Annotated in this window: 14 protein-coding genes; 3 read left to right on the top strand and 11 right to left on the bottom strand. The window is 66.7% G+C overall.

Annotated elements, in window-relative coordinates:
* The first annotated feature begins 7 nt into the window (after positions 1–7).
* Genes U0004_RS18615 through U0004_RS18605 form a run of 3 tightly spaced genes read left to right on the top strand, consistent with a single transcriptional unit; the run spans position 8 to position 2,086 of the window.
* Positions 8–1,153 (top strand): acyl-CoA dehydrogenase family protein, encoded by a 1,146-nt coding sequence (locus U0004_RS18615; protein ID WP_070256762.1) that lies wholly within the window; start codon positions 8–10, stop codon positions 1,151–1,153.
* The gene (locus U0004_RS18610; protein ID WP_070256764.1) at positions 1,150–1,638 is read left to right on the top strand and encodes a MaoC family dehydratase; all 489 of its coding nucleotides are present in this window, start codon (positions 1,150–1,152) and stop codon (positions 1,636–1,638) included. The genes U0004_RS18615 and U0004_RS18610 overlap by 4 nt, the downstream gene beginning before the upstream one ends.
* Positions 1,631–2,086 carry a MaoC family dehydratase gene (locus U0004_RS18605; RefSeq protein ID WP_070256766.1) on the top strand — a complete coding sequence of 152 codons (456 nt, stop codon included), beginning with the start codon at positions 1,631–1,633 and terminating at the stop codon, positions 2,084–2,086. The genes U0004_RS18610 and U0004_RS18605 overlap by 8 nt, the downstream gene beginning before the upstream one ends.
* Here the strand turns inward: U0004_RS18605 and U0004_RS18600 are convergent, their stop codons facing one another.
* From U0004_RS18600 to U0004_RS18550, 11 genes are all read right to left on the bottom strand, one after another.
* On the bottom strand, positions 2,087–3,010 hold the full coding sequence (locus tag U0004_RS18600; protein WP_034781074.1) for a diguanylate cyclase domain-containing protein: 924 nt from the start codon (positions 3,008–3,010) through the stop codon (positions 2,087–2,089).
* Positions 3,007–7,479 carry a PAS domain-containing protein gene (locus U0004_RS18595; protein ID WP_115057529.1) on the bottom strand — a complete coding sequence of 1,491 codons (4,473 nt, stop codon included), beginning with the start codon at positions 7,477–7,479 and terminating at the stop codon, positions 3,007–3,009. Before U0004_RS18595 ends, U0004_RS18600 begins: the two co-directional genes overlap by 4 nt.
* A 233-nt stretch (positions 7,480–7,712) precedes the next feature.
* Entirely contained in the window at positions 7,713–8,078 is a 366-nt protein-coding gene (locus tag U0004_RS18590; RefSeq protein ID WP_070256769.1) for a YgiW/YdeI family stress tolerance OB fold protein, read from the bottom strand.
* Between the two features lie 27 nt (positions 8,079–8,105).
* Complete coding sequence (locus tag U0004_RS18585) at positions 8,106–8,678, bottom strand: prepilin-type N-terminal cleavage/methylation domain-containing protein (RefSeq protein ID WP_070256771.1); 573 nt, start codon at positions 8,676–8,678, stop codon at positions 8,106–8,108.
* An 88-nt stretch (positions 8,679–8,766) separates the two neighbouring features.
* Complete coding sequence (locus tag U0004_RS18580) at positions 8,767–9,492, bottom strand: hypothetical protein (RefSeq protein ID WP_070256773.1); 726 nt, start codon at positions 9,490–9,492, stop codon at positions 8,767–8,769.
* Positions 9,492–10,265, bottom strand: a complete 774-nt coding sequence (locus U0004_RS18575) for an ABC transporter permease subunit (protein WP_070256774.1) — start codon at positions 10,263–10,265, stop codon at positions 9,492–9,494. The genes U0004_RS18580 and U0004_RS18575 overlap by 1 nt, the downstream gene beginning before the upstream one ends.
* Positions 10,265–10,975, bottom strand: a complete 711-nt coding sequence (locus U0004_RS18570) for a prepilin-type N-terminal cleavage/methylation domain-containing protein (RefSeq protein ID WP_070256776.1) — start codon at positions 10,973–10,975, stop codon at positions 10,265–10,267. The genes U0004_RS18575 and U0004_RS18570 overlap by 1 nt, the downstream gene beginning before the upstream one ends.
* Positions 10,972–11,706, bottom strand: a complete 735-nt coding sequence (locus U0004_RS18565) for a hypothetical protein (protein ID WP_070256778.1) — start codon at positions 11,704–11,706, stop codon at positions 10,972–10,974. The genes U0004_RS18570 and U0004_RS18565 overlap by 4 nt, the downstream gene beginning before the upstream one ends.
* Complete coding sequence (locus U0004_RS18560) at positions 11,703–12,119, bottom strand: hypothetical protein (protein ID WP_115057528.1); 417 nt, start codon at positions 12,117–12,119, stop codon at positions 11,703–11,705. Before U0004_RS18560 ends, U0004_RS18565 begins: the two co-directional genes overlap by 4 nt.
* Positions 12,116–12,787, bottom strand: coding sequence for a hypothetical protein (locus U0004_RS18555; protein ID WP_225317353.1), 672 nt, complete (start codon positions 12,785–12,787; stop codon positions 12,116–12,118). Before U0004_RS18555 ends, U0004_RS18560 begins: the two co-directional genes overlap by 4 nt.
* Positions 12,784–14,346 carry a hypothetical protein gene (locus U0004_RS18550; protein ID WP_070256781.1) on the bottom strand — a complete coding sequence of 521 codons (1,563 nt, stop codon included), beginning with the start codon at positions 14,344–14,346 and terminating at the stop codon, positions 12,784–12,786. The genes U0004_RS18555 and U0004_RS18550 overlap by 4 nt, the downstream gene beginning before the upstream one ends.
* Positions 14,347–14,360 lie beyond the last annotated feature (14 nt).

Below are 14,360 nucleotides of genomic sequence, written 5' to 3'. Positions count from 1 at the left end.
AGACGACATGGACTTCCATTTTAATCAGGAACAGCAGCAATTCGCCGACGCGCTCAAGCGCTGGGTCGACAAGGATTACCCGTTTGAAACGCGGCAAAAGATCATCCATTCCGCCACGGGCACGTCCGATGCCGCCTGGGCCACCCTGGCCGAGCTGGGCATGACGGCCTTGCCGCTGCCGGCCGGCGCGGGCGGCTTCGACGGCACGGCCGTCGACATGCTGCTGGTGATGCAGGAACTGGGCCGCGGCCTGGTGGTCGAGCCGTACCTGGCCACCGTGCTGGGCGCGCGCTTTTTGACCCTGGCCGGTGGCCACGATGCTGTGCTGGAGCAGGTCGCCAGCGGCAGCCTGAAACTGGCTTGTGCGCTGGGCGAGCGGCAGTCGCGCCACGATATGCATGATATCGCCACCACGGCGACCGCCAGCGGCGACGGTTTCGTGCTGGACGGCGAAAAAACCGTCGTCATCCACGGCGCGCAGGCGGATTCCCTGATCGTTTCGGCGCGCAGCGGTGGCAGCCAGATGGACACGGATGGCATTTCGCTGTTCCTCGTGCCCGCCGACGCGCCGGGCGTTTCCGTGCGCGACTACCGCACCATCGACGGCCAGCGCGCCGCCACCGTGACCCTCGTGCAAGTGGTGCTGGGCCACGCGGCCCTGATCGGCCAGGCGGGGCAGGGCTGGGCCGTGCTGGACGCGGCGCTCGACTATGGCGCCGCCCTGCTGTGCGCGGAAGCCGTGGGCGCCATGGACGCCATCTTCGCCGCCACCCTGGACTACCTGAAGACGCGCCAGCAGTTCGGCGCGCCGATCGGCAAGTTCCAGGCCTTGCAGCACCGCATGGCCGACATGTTCATCCATCTGGAGCAGGCCCGTTCGATGGCCATGCTGGCTGCCGCCAAGGTCGACAGCGAGGATGCGGCCGAGCGGCGACGCACGGTCTCGGCCGCCAAGGCGCGGATAGGGCTGGCCGCCACCTTTGTCGGCCAGCAAGCCGTGCAATTGCATGGCGGCATGGGCGTCACGGACGAATTGCCCGCCGCCCACCATTTCAAGCGCCTCTCCATGATCGCCCTGACCCTGGGCGACGTGGAGCACCATATCGAGCGCTTTATCGCCCAGCCGGGCTTCTTGCCGACGGAGACCGCATGACCGCATCGACTGCTATCGCACCGAAACACTGGTATTTCGAAGACTTTACGCAAGGCATGGAAATCGACCTGGGCCAGCGCCATGTGACGGAAAAAGAAATCATCGCCTTCGCCACGGATTTCGATCCGCAGCCGTTTCACGTCGACCATGCGGCCGCCGAAAAGACCATCTTCAAGGGCGTCATTGCTAGCGGCTGGCACACCTGCGGCATGATGATGCGCCTGGTGGTGGATAACCTGCTCAAGCATTCGTCCAGCATGGGTTCGCCCGGCCTGGACAGCATCCGCTGGCTCAAACCCGTGCGTGCTGGCGACACCCTGCAGCTGACCTACCAGGTCAAGGAAGTGCGCCCGTCCACGTCGAAGCCGGACCGCGGCATCGTCATTTCCGTGTGGAGCGTGCGCAACCAGCATGGCGAAGTGGTGACCACCGTCGAAGGCATGGGCATGTTCGGCCGCCGTCCAGCAGGAGAAAATCATGCGTGATATCGCCGGCATCGCCGGTTTCCAGGCCCTGGCGGGGCAGCACGTGGCCGTTTCCGACTGGCTCACCATCACCCAGCAGCGCATCGACACCTTTGCCGACGCCACGGACGACCACCAGTGGATCCACGTCGATGTGGAGCGCTGCGCGCGCGAGTCGCCCTACGGCTGCACCGTGGCGCACGGCTTCCTGACCTTATCCCTGCTGCCCGCCATGTTGCAGGGCGCCTTGCACATGGCCGGCATCCGCATGGCCATCAACTATGGCCTGAATAAAGTGCGCTTTCCCGCTCCCGTGCCTGTCGGCAGCCGTTTGCGCGCGCGGCTCGACATCCTCTCCGTCGACGACTTGCCGGAAGGGGCGCAGGTGAACTGGGCCGTCACCATGGAGCGGGAAGGCGACACGAAACCCGTGTGCGTGGCGGAGTTTTTGATGCGCTGCTATCCCTGATCACTCCCCCTCCGACGCGCAATACCTGTCCCGTCCCGTATGCTTGGCGCGGTACAGCAGGGCGTCGGCGGCGCGGATCAGGGCGCTGGGGTCCATGCCTTCCGTGGGCATGACGCTGGCCATGCCCAGGCTGACGGTGACGTGCGGGCCGACGCCTGATCTGGCGTGGGGAATTTGCAGCGCGCGCACCTCGTCGAGGATGCGCTGTGCCACCACTTCGGCCCCGTCGCGCGTTTCCTGCGGCAGCAGGATGATGAATTCCTCGCCGCCGTAGCGCGCCAGCAGGTCGGGCGGGCGCACGGCGCAGCGGCGCAGGGCGGCGCTTACCTGTTGCAGGCACAGGTCGCCCGCCTGGTGGCCATAAGTATCGTTGTAATCCTTGAAGTGGTCGATATCGGCCATGATGATGGCCATCGGCACGCCGTCGCGCGCGCAGCGCCGCCATTCGCTGTCCATCGTGTCGTTGAAGCTGCGCCGGTTGGCCACGCCTGTCAGCGAGTCCGTCAGCGACAGTTCGCGCATGGCGTCGGCCTGCCGCTTGATGGTCAGCTGGCTGCGCACGCGGGCACGCACGACGGCCGCGTTGAACGGTTTCGTGATGAAATCGACGGCGCCCGCTTCCAGCGCCCGCGTCTCGTCTTCTGGCTGGTTCAGGGCCGTGACGAAGATGACGGGAATGGCGCTCAGGAGCGCCGATTCGCGCAGCGCGCTGCAGACGGCATAACCGTCCATGCCGGGCATGACGGCGTCGAGCAGGATCAGGTCCGGCTGTTGATTATGCGCAATTTCCAGCGCCTTTTCACCGCTCAGGGCGAACAGCACGTCGTGTTCCTCGCGCAGCAGCTGGTGCAGGATCTGGATGTTTTCCATGGCGTCATCGACGATGAGGATGCGCCCGTTCATGGCAAGGTTGGTCCAGCTCACTTGTTTTCCTCTCGTTTCAGCTGATCGAGCACGAGTTTTTCCGCCTCGGCAAAATTCAGCGTTTCAATCGCATGTGCCATCGCCAGTGCCGCTTCCCGGTCTGACTGTTGTATGGCGGGGTGCAGGGCGTGGAATTGCGCCAGCGCTTTCAGGTTGTTGTTGTGGATCAAGACGAGCAGCTCGGACAGGCCGGCGTGCAGGTCGAGCGGCCCGCTGCCGGGCGCGGCCGCTGCCGGCTGGCTGCGCCGCAGGGGCGAGGGCAGGGTGCGTGCCGCTTCGATGACTTCGGCCATCGCCTGTTCCAGGCGGCCCAGCAAGGCGGCCGTGGCGTGCGATCGCCCCGTTTTCAGCGTTTTTTCCGTCTCGGCGGCCAGGCTGGCGATCTGCGTGGCGCCCAGGTTGGCCGCCACGCCGCAGACGCGGTGCAGCAGTTGCGCCGCCTGCGGCGCCTGGCCGGCGGCCAGCAGGCGCCGGGTTTCCTCGACGGCGTCGCCTTGCGAATTTTCAAAGCGCTTGAGCAGGGCCAGGAAGGCGCCGTAGTCGCCGCCGAAGCGGTGCAGGGCCGCTGCCAGGTCGATGCCGGGTACCGCGGCCGGCAGGTCCAGCGTCTGCGTGGCGGCATTGCCTGCCTGGGCAGCGCCGTCGCCGCTGGCGAGGGGCGCGCGCACCAGCCGGGTCAGGGTCTGGATCATTTCGTCGACATCGATGGGCTTGGCCACATGCGCGTTCATGCCGCTGGCGATGGCGCGCAGACGGTCTTCGTCCATGGCATTGGCCGTCATGGCGATGATGGGCAAGTCCGGCAAGCCCAGGGCCCGGATGGCCAGGGTGGCGTCGTAGCCATTCATGACGGGCATCTGCAAATCCATCAGCACCACGTCCCAGGCGTCCGGCGTGCTGGTGAGCAAGTCGACGGCCAGCCGGCCGTTGGCGGCCACGGCCACGCGCGCGCCCGAGTGCAGCAAAATGTACTGCGCCACTTCCTGGTTGATTTCATTGTCTTCCACCAGCAGCACGCGCATGCCTGTGAGCAAACCCGACAAGGGCGTGGACACGGGCAGCGCGGAAGGGGAGCTGCGGCCTTCGCGCACGGCCGTCACGGCCGCCAGCAGGCGAGCCGGGGTGGCCGGCTTCGAGACGATGCCGGCCAGCATCAGGCTGTCGGCCAGGCGTTCGAGGTTTTCGCTATCCTGGTCGGCCACCAGCATGATCACGGGCGGCAGCGCCAGGAGCGCATCGGCGCGCGCCTCGGTGAGCATGGAAATGCCATCCATGCCGGGCATGGCCGCGTCGAGCAACACAAGATCGTGCGCCGGCCCGCCGCTGGCATGGGCGCGCAGCAGCGCCAGGCCGGCCGCGCCGCTGTCGGCGCTGCGGCTGTGCCAGCCCTGCGCCGCGCACCAGTCTTCCAGCATGGCGCGCACGCTGGCGTTGTCGTCGATGATCAGCAGCGACAGGGCCTTGGGCACGCCCTTGCCGGGCGGCTCGGGCGGCGGCGCCACCTTGTCGAAGCGGCAGCTGAAGCGGAAGTCGGAGCCCTTGCCCAGCGCGCTTGTCACGCTGAGGGTGCCTCCCATCAATTCCACCATGCGCCGGCAGATGGCCAGCCCCAGTCCCGTGCCGCCGTATTTGCGGCTGGTGCCGCTGTCGCCCTGGGAAAACGCGTCGAAGATGCGTTCCTGTTCGGCCGCGCCGATGCCGATGCCCGTGTCGCGCACGGAAAACTCGAGGGTGGCGCTGGCAGCATCCTCGGCCACCTTGCCGATGGCCAGCACCACTTCGCCATGCGAGGTGAACTTGACGGCATTGCCCACCAGGTTGATGAGTATCTGTTCCACGCGCAGGGCGTCGCCGATCAGTTCGTCCGGCACGCCGGGGGCGAGCACGAAGACGGGTTCCACGCCGCGCGCCCAGGCGCTGCTGGCCAGCAACACGCCTACGCTGTCGAGCATGCGTTCGAGCTGGAAACGGCGCTGTTCCAGCACCATCTGCCCCGCCTCGATCTTGGAAAAATCGAGCACGTCGTTGACGATATTGAGCAGTGATTGCGTGGCCATCTGGATCTTGCCGACATAGCTGCGCTCGCGCCGTTCCAGCGGCGACTCTTCCAGCAGCCGCGCCAGGCCGATGATGGCGTTCATCGGCGTGCGGATTTCATGGCTCATGTTGGCGACGAATTCGCTCTTCGCGATGCTGGCCGCCTCGGCCTTGTCGCGCGCGCGCACCATCTGTTCATTGAGTTCGTGCAGGCGCAATTCCGTGCGCTTGAGTTCGGAGACGTCCGAGGCCAGCACGAAGAAGCCCCGCACGCGGCCGCTGTCGTCGAAATCGGGGATGTAATTGGTCCACGTGTGGCACACCTGGCCGCCGGGATCGAGCAGGTCGCGCTCGAAGCTTTGCGGCCGGCCCGCCAGCACGCCCTCGACGTGGGGCGCATACACGTCGAACAGTTCCTGCCCCAGCAATTCGCTCATGTGGATGCCGGCCAGCTCGGCGCTGCTGCGGCCAAACCATTCGTTGTAGAATTTATTTGCAAATAGGCAACGCAAATCGGCGCCCCAGTACGACACCATGCCGGGCAGGTTGTCGGTGACGGTGCGGATGAAGCGCTCATTCTGTTCCAGGCGCCAGGTGGCGGCGTGCAGCACCTCGGTGGCGCGCTTGCGTTCCGTGATATCGATCGACACCCCCAGCACATGGCTGGCGCGCCCGGCATCGTCGCGCAAGACTACCTTGCGCGTGGTGAAGTGGCGCGTCGTGCCATCGGCCGTATTGATCGCTTCCTGTTCGATTTCCACCATCTGCCCCGTGGCCAGCAGCTTGCGGTCGGCGCTGACGAAGGCGGACGCCTGCTGCGGCGGGAAGAAATCGTGGTCCGTCTTGCCCAGCAATTGCTCGCGCGAGCGTCCCAGCGTCAGCTCCGCGTGGCGGTTGATCATTTCAAAGCTCAGCTTGTCGGCGCGCTTGACGAAGACCATGGCCGGGATGTTTTCGATGATGGTGCCAAACAGGTGTTTTGAACGGCGAAATTCCGCTTCGCTGCGCTTGCGCTCGGTAATGTCCAGCCACAGGCCCGATACGCCCAGCAACTGCTGTTCCGGGCCGAAAATCGGGTGATACGAGACGATCCAGTGACTCAGCTGCTCGCGCTGCTGGCCGCTATGGCCTTTCAATTCGATGTCGACAATGGGCTGTCCCGTCTCCAGCACCTGGCGCACGCAACGTTCCACCTCCGCGCGCACGGCGTCGTCGAACAGCATGGCGCCCACGGGGCGGCCCAGGTGCTGCGCCACGCTGGCGCCGTTGATGGCGGCCAGGTAGTGGTTGATCATGACGATGCGCAAGTCCAGGTCCACGAACAGCATGCCGATCGGCGCCGTCGCGTACACGGTTTCCAGCAGCCGCGTGGATTTTTCCAGGGCCAGCGTGCGTTCGGCCACCAGGCTTTCCAGTTGCGTGCGGTGGCGCCGCAGGTCGCGCTCCAGCGTGCCCAGGGCGCTGGCCATGTCGGCCGATTCGCGGTCCGTGTGCTTGTTCGAAAGCAAGGGTTTGCCTTGCGCCAGCGCGTGGATCTGCTGCGTCAGTTCCTGCAGGGTGCGGGCCAGGCGGCCGCCCACGCGCCAGGCCAGGGCAAAGCCGGCGGCCAGCAGCAGCGCCAGGATGACGGATCCCGTGACTACCGAGCGCAGCAGCGCTTCTGCCACCGTGCTGGTGCGCATGGTGACGGCCACCGTCCAGGCGGCGTCCGGGGCGCGGCGAAAGCCCGTATACACATCGATGCCTTCCAGGGTGGCATGGCGCAGCACGCCTTCGCGCGCCTGGCTTATCTGTTCCAGCAGGGGCGCCGCAGTGCGCTGGCCCACATAGCGCTGCGGCGCCAGGGTGCGCGCCACGTTGATGCCATCGGCATTGATGATGGCCGCGCCCAGGTAGGCTGGCAGGTGCAGCTCGCGCAGCAGCACGGACAGGTAGTCGGGCGGGTACAGGGCTGTCAGCACGTAGGCGCTTCCCTGCTTGCGTGGCAGCGGCAGATTCAGGGCCAGCTGCGGCATGCTGTCCGGCGTCTTGGCCAGGCTGGTCAGCCGCGGCTTGCCGTAGTCGCGCGTGCGCTCCATGCTGGCGGCCCATTTTTGCGGCAAGGGCGACGGCGCCTGGCTGGCGGGCAGGGCTGTATTGATCAGCTGGCGGCCCTTGGCGTCGGAGACGATGAAGCCGCTGACGGCCATGCCCGGCTGCAGCAGGCTGGCGGCCATGGCCCGCAGGGCGCCGATGTCGCCGGCTTGCAGGGCGGGCGAATCGGCCAGGATGCGCGCGGCCATCTGGGCGCCGTTCAGGTCGCGTTCGACGGCTGCCGCGACAGCCCGCGCCGCCTGCGCCGTTTCGCTGACGACATGGTCGCGTTCACGCGTGTAGCTTTGCGCCACGAGCAGCAGAAATACCAGCGCCGTCGGAATGACCCAGGCGAGCACCAGCCATGAAATTCTTGAGCGTATCGAAGGCAAATCTTGCACCCGGAAAGCTCCCAGAATGGATGAATCGACAGGCAGGCTCACGCTGGCGCTGGCTGACGTTGAATGAAAAGATGCTAGACGAAATTGATTGTTCTGACAAGCCTAGTTTCCGGCATGGAAAAAAGGTTGCGCAAGGCATACAGAAGAGGGGTAATGCCCATCCCGCCGTGGCGGCGGGATGGCAAGGTGGCTTACTGGACCAGGGTCAGCACGTCGACATCGATTTCCGGGCTTTCCATGAAGTCTTTTTCCACTTCACCGCGGATTTCCACCCGGGTCTTGGCATCGATCTTGCGGTTCATGAAGACCTTGTCGTCGATGTCCACGCGGATTTCCGCCGTACCATCGGAGAAGGTGTATTTCTCGTTGCCCACTTTGCGCAGCAAATGGCCGCGCAGCACGACGGCCTGGTCGTCGACGGGATTTTTCAGGATGGCCGCCACATTGCCGGGCGCGGCCGGGCCGGTCGTCGGTCCCACGTATTGGGCTTGCGCGCTACCGGCCAGCAAGGCGCAGGCGGCGGCCAGGGAAACGATGAGTTTGCGGTGCAGTGGCATGGTATTCCTTTGATAGTGACTGGAGGCTCAGAAAAAGACGGCGGTGCGGGGAATGATAGCACCGGCATTGCCGTAGGGCATGTTCGCCCGGACGCTGCCCGTGCTGGCCACACCATCGTCGAGTTTGCTGTCGATCTGCTCCGCGTAGCTCTCCGGCAGGTTGTCGAAGCGGATGCCGTTGCCGGCGCGGCCGCCCACTTCATCGTTGTACAGGTAGACGGCGCCGCCCTGGGCGCTGGTCATGAATTGCGAAGTGCCGTTGAACGAGCCGATAATGAAGCCGCCCAGCGCCAGGTGCTGCGGCGCGAGGGTAAATTCGCGCGGCTGGCCATCGCCGATCTGGCCGTCGCCATTGCCATTGCCGGCCGAATTGGGCACGTGCACGGTGCCCTGGATATCGTCGCCGGGCAGGGCGCGGAACTTGTCCTGGTAGGCGTTGACGGCGGCCGTCAGCGCATTCGATTGCTGGATGATGTTTTTCACCTTGGCGCTGTCGATCAAGCCTTGCCCCTTGAGCACGCCACCGAGCAGCAAGCCGATGATGACCAGGACGATGGCGATTTCTACGAGCGTAAAGCCGTGCTGGCGGCGTGGGTGCATGGGGTTTCCTTGAAAAAAAAGTACGACAGCTTGAGATGGCAGTTTACTGCAATTGATGCCGGATGCGCATGGCCTTTCGGACAGCGGCTCATGGCGCCGCCCTTGCTTTCTTCTTGGCAAGCTCGTCGAGCCGGCGCGCGAGGAACGCCAGTTCGTGCGGGTCGCTGATCTGGCCGCTGGCGATCAGGCCGCCGATCACCAGGCGGGCGCTGTCGAGCTGGTCCATGTCTTCCAGGATGAACGCTTCCATTTCGCGTACCCACGCCGGCACATGCGGTCCTGTCGCCTGCTGGCGCAGCGCGCGCGCATAGCCGAGCGCCAGCGGCAAATCGTGTAACTGGTGTTTTGCCACCAGCACCGCCTGCGCCATGGCGGGCCAGCGGCGCTGCGGGTCGGCCGCAAAGCTGGCGGCGACAAAATTGAGCATGCGCCGCGCGCGTTGCGGGTCGGCTACGCCGGCATACACTTCGCTGGCGGCCACCAGCGCATACCGGCTGCGCGGATCGAGCGTTTGCGCCGTCTCCAGCCAGCCGGCCAGGCGGTCATAGTCGAGTTCGCGCCACGGCAGGCTGACGCCGGCCTGGTCTTCGAACGACTGCAGGTATAGCAACATGGCCTTAGCCATGGCCAGCGGTTCGCCGAGGCTGGCCAGGCGCGCCACGCCAGCCGGCGGCGCGGCGGGCAGCGGACGCGCCTGGGCGGGAGCATGCTGCTGCGCCAGGCGCCAGCCCAGCTGCAGCAGCAGGCATGCCGCCAGCAGCCAGCACAGGGGGCGCGGCACCTTGGACCAGGGACGCTGGGTGGTCGCCGCCATCAGATGTTCCTGCGGTAAAAGTCGCACAGCGCGCAGCTGGCCAGCAAGGCCACATAAATGCAGGTTTGCGCCGCTACATTGGCCAGGGCTTGCCAGTCGCCCGTCGCGTACAGCAGCCACTCCGTGCGTGTAAAGGCGTCGAGGCGGGGCAGCAACAGGGCCAGCACATCGATGGCGCCGGTCATGGCGCGCTGCGGCCAGGAGTCGCCCGCTTGCGGGCCGTGGGCCAGCAGTTGCAGGCTGCCCAGCATGCGCGCCAGCAGATAAAAGCCGCCGGTGGCGGCCAGCGCAGGCAGGGCCTGCTGCAGGCTGGCCGCGCACAGCAGGCTGAAGGCGGCGACGATCCACAGTTCGCCCAGCAGCGACAGCGCCCACAGCGCGCATTGCGCGGGCGCAGCGAACAGCGCCATCAACAGGCCGAAGAGTATGGCGGGCATGGCCGCCAGCGCTCCGTAGCCCAGCAGCTTGCCCAGCAGGTAGGCGGCGCGCGGCATGGGTAGCGCGAGCAGCAATTCCAGGCCCCGGTCGGCCGCTTCGCGCGCCATGCTGGTAATAATGAAAGTGGCCAGCAGGAAAATGCTGGCCAGGCGCAGGGTGGCCGCCAGCAGGGCCGCCTGCACGGCGCCGCTTTCCGTCAGCGCCAGTTGCTGCAGGAAGCCGGCCAGGGCGGCGGCGCCGCAGGCGGCCAGCAGGAACAGCCACGGCAGGCGGCTGCGCAGCGCTTCGAGCAGCGTGTAGCGGGCGATGGTGAGGGCGGGCAAGAGCATCGGCATCAGCGGGGCAGCCTTTGCGCTGCCACCATGCGGTTGAACAGGATGTTCGGCGACACCCAGGCGACGAGATCGTCGAACTCGCCGCCCGGCTGCTGCGGGCCGCTGGCGGCGCGGCTGATGAAGGTGGTGGCGTTCGATGCATTGTTGCGCTCGTCGACATTGTTGCCGAAAGGCACAGCCTGGCGCTGACCCTGCACGCCCGTGGCGCCAAAACCGTTCTTGCCATGCGACATGATCATGGCGGGGATGTCGTTCAAGGCCGTCGCCTGCAGCAGGGCGCCGCCATTGCGCGTGATGATGCTGATGTCGCGCGGTGTGGTCAGGTTGAAAAGCTGGCCGCTGTCGCTGAAGGCCGGCGTCACGCTGTAGCGGAACAGATGGTTCCAGCTGTCGCCCTGGCGCAGCCCCAGGGTGGCCCATGGCAGGAACCCGGCGCGTTTTTCGCCCGTGCAGCGCGTGCCGCGCCGGTCTTCCAGGCCACTCATGGCGGAGGCGGCGGGGCACGGCAGGTGGCCGTAGCGCAGCGCGTAGCCCGTCAGCGCTTCCTTCGCCTCATTCAGTGCCAGTTGCGTCTCGGCCACCTTGCGCTGCTCCAGCTGCACCGTCAATGGCGTGACCAGGCCGCCTATCATCAGGCCGACGATGACGAGCACGATGGCGATCTCGATCAGGGAAAAGCCGCTTTGGCGGCGCGCATGGAGGACGCTCATGGCAGGTTGCGCGCGGCGCGCATGCGTTGGTACAGGGCGGGCAAGGTAATCCAGGTCAGCATGTCGTCGAAGGCGCCGCCGGGCAGCGCGGCATTGCCGGTGGCGGGGCGGGCAATGAAACTGCGGCTGTCGCTGTCGTTGGCCGCTTCGTCGATATTGCCGCGCGCCGTATTGATCTGCGTCACGCCGCTGGCGGACGTGCCGTGATGCTCCTTGCCTTGCGAGAACAGCACGACGGGCAGGCATTGGGCGCTGACGTTGCATTGTGCCTGGCCCGCCACGAAGGCGAATTCGCCGCGCGCGTCGCGTTCGAGCACGACCCTGTTGGCGACAGCGGAAAACGAGACGATGGGCGCGCGCGCCATTTCCGGCGTGACGCTGTAGCGCAGCAGCTTGCCCCAGGCATCAACACCGTTCACGCCCAGCGCGACCCACGGCAAAAAGCCGCTGCATGCGGCATCGTCGGCACAGTCGGCTGCCCGTTCGCGCCCGTCGAGGGCGGAGGCGGCAGGACGTGGCAGCCGGCCTTGCGTAGCGGCAAAACCCAACAAGGCTTCGCGCGCTTGTGCCAGGGTGGCCAGGGTGCGCTGCTGGCGTTCGGCCTCGCCCGTGCCGCGGCCGAAGGCGCTGATCAGCAGGCTGGCCGCGCCCAGGCCCAGCACGGCCACCAGCAGCAACAGGGCGGCGCCGCGCTGGCGACGAGGGTGGCAATGAGGGTGGCGTGGCGTCATGGCGGCGTCTCCTGCACCTCGGTGACCGTGCCGCTGGCCGGATCGTAGCGCTGGCCGGGTTTGAGCAGCACCACCTGGCCGTTCGACAGGCGCAGGGTCAATGTGCCGGGCTTGCCGTGGGCAAGGCGATTGTGCGGTTCGTTCTGCACTTCCTGGTTCAGCCAGACGGTGGAGTGGCCGCTGCTGCGCTGCACCACGCCATTCAATTCCACGGGCGGGGCGGGCGGTGGCGGCGGTGGTGGTGGCGGCGCCGCAGCCAGGGCGGGATCGGCTGGCGGCGGCCCGTAGCGCTGCGCGTCGAGCTGGGTGCGTTGCTCGGGCGACAGGAACAAGCGCCCCAGCTGCTGTGCCTGTGCATCGACAGAGAGCGCGGCGCCGGCCAGCAGCGCGCCAAGGATCAGGGTGCGCTTCATGGCCGCTCCTGTACGGGCACGCTGTTGACGGTCAGCCACAGCAGCTCGCATTCGGCGCCCAGGGCGGGCGCTGCCTGGCTGCCGGCCGCTCCGTGGCGCTTGAGCGTGCAATCCTGTACGGCGAAATAGCCGGCCTGGCGCAAATCGTCAAACAGGTTCAGCAAATCCATCTCGTGCAGCAAATCCATCTGCAGGCGCATGCGGCTGCCGTGCAAATGATATTGCCCCATCTCCATGGGCAGCGGCACCTTCAGCGCTTGCTGCGGACTGATGTCATAGCTGATCGGCAGCAGTTTGCGCTGTTCCTGGCTGCGCCGGATGGCATCGATCCAGGCCAGGCGGTTTTCTTCGCCGATCAGGCCGCGCTGGCGCAGGGCCAGGAATTGCGGTTCGTAGGCACGGATTTCCTGTTTTTCCGCTTCCACGTGGTTGAACAGGGTCGCCGCCGCCGCGCGTGTGTGCTGGGCCAGGTACAGCCGTTGCGCTTCGCGCGTGCGGTAGGCGGCGCTCAGGCTGAGCAGCACTACGCTGGCCAGCAAGGTCAGGGCAAAGCACAGCAGGGCGCGGCGCACCAGGCGCAGTTCGCCCAGCCACGCGGGCAGGGTGCGCGTGGGCGTGGCAGCGCGCTGCATGCCGGGCAGGGGCGGCTGCTTGACGGGGCCGCTCATGGCTGCCACTCCAGCAAGAGGGTAAACCGCGCCTGGCTGTCCGTCGCCGGCGCGGCGCTCTTGCCGGACAGGGCCGCGCTGGGACGCAGGTCGAGCGGCGTTTCCTCGATCGTCACCTGCATGCGCGGCTGGCGCGCCAGGGTTTGCGCGAAGGCCGTGATGGCGGCCAGCGCGGCGCGGTAGTCATTGTTCGGCATGGCCACGTCCGCTTCCAGGCGCAGCGCCTGCGGCGGCGCGACCGGAATGCCGGCCATGGCGCTGCCGGGCGGCGAACTCGCAGCCTGCTGCTGTGGTGGCTGGCCGCCGGCCGCGCGCGCGGGCGCCCCGCCCGCATGCCAGTGCAGCTGGCCGAGCGCAACCTGCGGCGCCTGGTCCAGCGCGGCGCTCAGCATGCCCAGCAGGCGGCCCGGTTCCGGCGCCTGGCTGGCGATCATCTGGCCCAGGGTCACGGCCACTTTCATGTTCTGTGTCTTGGCCGGCGCCGGCGGCTGCGTCGACATGACGCTGCGGTAGCGTTCCTGGTAGGACGCCGTTTCCTGCGCCAGGCGCTGCGTGCCGGCCCCGTCGGCTATGCCGCCAAGCAGATTGATCACGCACCACAGGGCAGCTGACGCACCGATCAGCGCGCTGGCGCCATACAGCGTCTTGCGCGAGCGCTGGAAGTGGTAGTAGCGGGCCAGCGCGCCGGGCGGATAGTGGCTGGATGGCGGATGCTTGCCCAGCAAGGTCAGCAGCAATTCGTCGGCCAGCGTCGGCGTCTGGCGCAAGCCGACCCGCCCGGCGGCCAGTTGCAGGTCGATGAAGTGGTAAGCCACTTCCACGCCGTTGTCGCACAATAATTCGAGCTTGGCGATTTGCGCGGCCGGCGCCAGGATGACGGTATTCAAGACGTCGCCGCGCGCCAGCATGCGTGTGCTGGTGAGAAATTGCCGCGTTTTTTCCGTTTCCAGCGCGATATTCACGGCCACGCCGTCGAGCGCGATGGTGGCCGTCTGGCGCGAAAAGCGCAGCTGGCCTTTTTCATAATAACTTTGCCGCAAGCCGCCCGACTGCTGCGTCACCAGCAGCAGGTGTTCGTGCGCGATCGACAGCTTTTTTACCAGCGCGATACTGAGCAGGCTGGTCGAATAGATGCCGGCCACGGGCACGCGCAAGTGCTCGAGCGCCTCCGTCCACGGCTGCAGCAAGCTTGGATTGGTCAGGGCGAAAAACAGTACCTGGTCATCGTGGCGGCCCGTGCTTTCGCGGCCCAGCAGGGTGCTGCCCCGGTAGGGCGTGTCGCGGTGCAATTGCTGCTTGCGCCGCTCGAGCAGGGCACGGCCGGCCTTGCCACGCACGTGGGGCAGCAGATGGCGCTGGAAATCTTCCTCGATCAAGTCCGTCAGCAGGTAGGCGGGCACGTCCTGCCGCTGTGCCTGCGGATCTTCCAGCCACGCGGCGAAACCGTCCAGCCCGGCCGCGCTGGCGGGGAAGGCCTGGCCCGGGCCCAGCACGCCGTGGTTCCAGTCGTAGGCGTACAGGGTGTCGCTGGTGATGTAAAGTAATTGTTTGCGGAACACGGCGGCCTCAGGTC

Origin of the sequence: Janthinobacterium lividum (genome assembly GCF_034424625.1) — a bacterium.
GTDB lineage: Bacteria > Pseudomonadota > Gammaproteobacteria > Burkholderiales > Burkholderiaceae_D > Janthinobacterium > Janthinobacterium lividum.
Note: the sequence above shows the minus strand (reverse complement) of the source record. Positions and strands in the feature narration are given on the sequence as shown.

Bases quoted from the DNA above. Each gene is read 5' to 3' on its own strand.
- U0004_RS18615 (WP_070256762.1), top strand. From the start codon at position 8: ATGGACTTCCATTTTAATCAGGAACAGCAGCAATTCGCCGACGCGCTC.
- U0004_RS18610 (WP_070256764.1), top strand. From the start codon at position 1,150: ATGACCGCATCGACTGCTATCGCACCGAAACACTGGTATTTCGAAGAC.
- U0004_RS18605 (WP_070256766.1), top strand. From the start codon at position 1,631: ATGCGTGATATCGCCGGCATCGCCGGTTTCCAGGCCCTGGCGGGGCAG.
- U0004_RS18590 (WP_070256769.1), bottom strand. From the start codon at position 8,078: ATGCCACTGCACCGCAAACTCATCGTTTCCCTGGCCGCCGCCTGCGCC.
- U0004_RS18585 (WP_070256771.1), bottom strand. From the start codon at position 8,678: ATGCACCCACGCCGCCAGCACGGCTTTACGCTCGTAGAAATCGCCATC.
- U0004_RS18580 (WP_070256773.1), bottom strand. From the start codon at position 9,492: ATGGCGGCGACCACCCAGCGTCCCTGGTCCAAGGTGCCGCGCCCCCTG.
- U0004_RS18575 (WP_070256774.1), bottom strand. From the start codon at position 10,265: ATGCCGATGCTCTTGCCCGCCCTCACCATCGCCCGCTACACGCTGCTC.
- U0004_RS18570 (WP_070256776.1), bottom strand. From the start codon at position 10,975: ATGAGCGTCCTCCATGCGCGCCGCCAAAGCGGCTTTTCCCTGATCGAG.
- U0004_RS18565 (WP_070256778.1), bottom strand. From the start codon at position 11,706: ATGACGCCACGCCACCCTCATTGCCACCCTCGTCGCCAGCGCGGCGCC.
- U0004_RS18560 (WP_115057528.1), bottom strand. From the start codon at position 12,119: ATGAAGCGCACCCTGATCCTTGGCGCGCTGCTGGCCGGCGCCGCGCTC.
- U0004_RS18555 (WP_225317353.1), bottom strand. From the start codon at position 12,787: ATGAGCGGCCCCGTCAAGCAGCCGCCCCTGCCCGGCATGCAGCGCGCT.